Here is a 3,497-nt window from a genome sequence, read left to right on the forward strand (position 1 = left end):
AAATGAATGTCTCCCATTAAATTTAGGGAAACATTCATTTCAAATTATAATTAATTAAAACACTCAAAAATTTTTTCAAGAAAAGGGTATCACCTCATTTTCAAATGTTTTTTAAATATTTTTTAATTAATAATTTGAGCACTAATTTATTTATTATTTTTCTGGTCAATAAGATTTTTTAAGAGGGAATTTTTTACTAAATTGACTAATTTCCAATTTAATTTGTTGTTGTAATTGTTCATCTTTTGGATGAGACAATAATTTATGAATTCATTTAGCTAATTTAAGAAAATCTTTTTCTTTAAATCCTCTTGATGTCATAGCAGGTGTACCTAAACGAAGACCTGAAGTTATAAGTGGACTTAGTGTTTCATTTGGAATTGTGTTTTTATTTGTTGTTATATTTACTTTAGATAATATTTCTTCTGCTTGTTTTCCAGTTAAATCATATGAATATTTAACATCTAAAATAAACAAATGAGTATCTGTTCCATTTGAAACTACTTTAACATTTTGTGAAAGAAAATAATCAGCAAAGACTTGAGCATTTTTGGTTACTTGTTGCATATATTTTTTAAACCAAGGCTGTAATGCTTCATAAAAGCCAACTGCTTTACCAGCAATTGCGTGAAATAATGGACCACCTTGGAAACCAGGAAAGACAAATCTATTAATTTTTTTACTAATTTCATCATCGTCAGTCATAATCAAACCACCACGTGCTGATCTTAAAGTTTTATGTGTAGTAGTAGTAATTACATGAGCATATCCAACAGGTGAAGGATGTAAACCAACAGCAATTAAACCTGCAATGTGCGCAATATCTGCTAATAAATACGCCCCTACTTTATCAGCTATTTGTCTAAATCTAGCAAAATCCACAATCCTTGAATAAGCAGAATAACCAGCAATAATTAATTTAGGCTTTATTTCCATAGCATATTTTTCAATAGCATCATAATCTAATAAATCATTTTCATCTAAAACATATGGATGAGCTTCGTAAAATATACCACTAAAACTGATTTTATATCCATGTGTTAAATGACCTCCTGATGCTAAAGTAAGCCCCATAATTTTATCACCTTGATTTATTAGTGCTGCAAATGCAGCTGCATTGGCAACAGATCCTGAATATGGTTGTACATTTGCGTATTTAACATTAAAAAGTTTTTTAGCTCTTTCAATAGCTAAAGTTTCTACCACATCAATGTTTTCGCATCCACCGTAATATCTTTTAGCTGGATAACCTTCTCCATACTTGTTAGTTAAAACAGAACCAGTTGCGTTTAAAACATCTTCAGAAACAAAATTTTCTGAAGCAATTAGTTCAATATGTTCTTCTTGTCTTTTTAATTCGTTGTTTATTGCTCTTTGAATTTCTTTGTCATGTAATCTTAGTCTTTTCATCTTAATTGCCTTCTATTATCGAAATAAAAAACACTAAAAATAAGAATTTGTATTTTTAGTGTTTTAATGTTTTCAAAAAATTATTTTCTAATATTTAAAGCTTCAATTGTTTGTTTGTATGCATTGAAATCTTTTTCTTTTAGATAAGCTAGTAATCTTTTTCTTTGGTTAACTTTGGCAATAAAACCACGCATTGAATGTTTGTCTTTTTTATTAACAGCAAAGTGTTTTTTTAAAGATTCAATGTCTTCTGTTAATATTGCAATTTGAACTCTGGTATCCCCAGTATTTTTTTGTGAGCCACCAAATTTTAAAACTAGCTCTTGTTTTTTTTCTTTTGAAATCATTTTTTCTCCTTTGTAAAATATTCTTTTATAACCTAGAAATAACCCGAGAACCTGTTATATCCAAGCAATAAATAATTGTGCACTGAAAATTATAGCACTTTTTAATTATTTGTTTAAAGTTAATAATTTTATAAATGAATCTACTTTTAAAGATGCTCCTCCAACTAGCGCTCCGTTAATATCTGCTTGATTTAATAATTGCTCTATATTTTCTTGAGAAACTGAGCCACCATATAAGATAGTTAAATTTTTATTTGTTTGTTTTCTAATAAATTTGCAAACTTGTTGTGCTTGCTCTGGTGTAGCAGTTTTTCCTGTACCAATTGCTCAAATTGGTTCGTAAGCCACTATAACTTTGCTTAAATCTACATCTTTTAATGAATTTTTTAGTTGATATTCAATTACTTGACTTGTTTTTTGTGCTTCATATTCTTCTAATGTTTCACCCACACAAACAACTGGAATAATATTATTTTTAATTGCTTGTTGTGTTTTTGCATTTACATCTAAATCAGTTTCTTTAAAATATTGCCTTCTTTCTGAATGACCAATAATAGCATATTTGACATTTAAATCCAATAACATTTGCGCAGAAATTTCGCCAGTATAAGCTCCTTTTTCAAATTGTGACATATTTTGAACTGCTAATTCTAATTTTGTTGTATTTTTACTAAATGCAGCTACATTTATTGCAGGAAGTGCAACTGCAAAATCCAAATTTTGATTAATTTTGTTTTTATTTTCTATGTATAGTTGATTAAAAGCAGAAAAAAATTCTTTTGTTTGTGTAAAAGTTTTATTCATTTTTCAATTACCAATAATAATAGTTTTACTCATATTAACTCCTTAATTAAACTGTTTTATATTTTACTCTTTTTTTGATTTTATAAAAAGTGAATAATGATAAAAATACTAAATAATTTAAAACCAAAAGATAAAAAATAAATTGCTATTTTATAATAACTTTTAAAATCCTTTTTGCTGCTTTATGCGTTGTAATAAATATTTACAATTTTTACTAATTTTGCAAAAAACGGAAAAATTTAATAAAAATAGCCAAATTTTCCTAAAAATTTCAATCTAAAGAATTGAAATAACATTTTTTTAATTAATTAAGTCTTTAAAATTTTTAGATTTATAAAATTATTAATAGCAAAATTTCTTTAAAAATCGCCTAAACTTGAGTTATTATTAAAAAAATACAAAATCAAAGAATTATATTAATAAGTATTTAAACATATTGATATAAATACATTTAATTTAATTCAATAAGATTAAATAGTTTTCAAATTTAAAAGGAAAAAAATTCCTTCTTTTGAAGGAATTAAAATAAAATATCATACTTAAATTGTTATTAAATACCATAAATTAAAAAACTTATGTGATTAATCTAGTTTAGTTGTATGACAAAATCCAAAATATTTAAATAATAAAATCCTAATTAATACAAATAAATTTTAATTATTTTAAAAACAATCTCTTTATTAATATTACTAATTAATTTTTAAATTAAGTTTTATTTACGAAGATCTTGATCGTAAGACTGCAGTGAGCGTAGGAAATCTAAATAGTGATGTTATTCACACTTACGCTGATGCAAATAGTAATTCAGCTCAAAATACTGATCCACTTTATGTGGATTCACCAGATTGATTTGTGTTAGAAAAAACTACTGGAACATTTTTACCTGATGCAAAAATGATTTATTCTTTTGAAGTATATGATCCAAATAATAAAATT

Annotated in this window: 3 protein-coding genes and 1 pseudogene; 1 reads left to right on the forward strand and 3 read right to left on the reverse strand. The window is 25.5% G+C overall.

Annotated features, from left to right (window positions below):
• Positions 1-153 precede the first annotated feature (153 nt).
• The 3 genes from glyA to tpiA form a co-directional block, all read right to left on the reverse strand.
• A complete protein-coding gene (gene glyA, locus F801_RS0103955; protein ID WP_013301993.1) occupies positions 154-1,410 on the reverse strand; it encodes a serine hydroxymethyltransferase in 1,257 nt (418 codons plus the stop codon).
• 80 nt (positions 1,411-1,490) lie between these two features.
• Positions 1,491-1,757, reverse strand: a complete 267-nt coding sequence (gene rpsO / locus F801_RS0103960) for a 30S ribosomal protein S15 (protein ID WP_013301992.1) — start codon at positions 1,755-1,757, stop codon at positions 1,491-1,493.
• 105 nt (positions 1,758-1,862) lie between these two features.
• Entirely contained in the window at positions 1,863-2,594 is a 732-nt protein-coding gene (gene tpiA, locus F801_RS0103965) for a triose-phosphate isomerase (RefSeq protein ID WP_013301991.1), read from the reverse strand.
• A gap of 711 nt (positions 2,595-3,305) precedes the next feature.
• On the opposite strand from tpiA, the pseudogene F801_RS04165 reads away from it, so the two are divergent.
• Positions 3,306-3,497, forward strand: a pseudogene (locus F801_RS04165) (adhesin); the annotation flags it as partial.

The organism is Mesomycoplasma hyorhinis ATCC 17981 (genome assembly GCF_000383515.1).
GTDB classification, from domain to species: domain Bacteria; phylum Bacillota_I; class Bacilli_A; order Mycoplasmatales; family Metamycoplasmataceae; genus Mesomycoplasma; species Mesomycoplasma hyorhinis.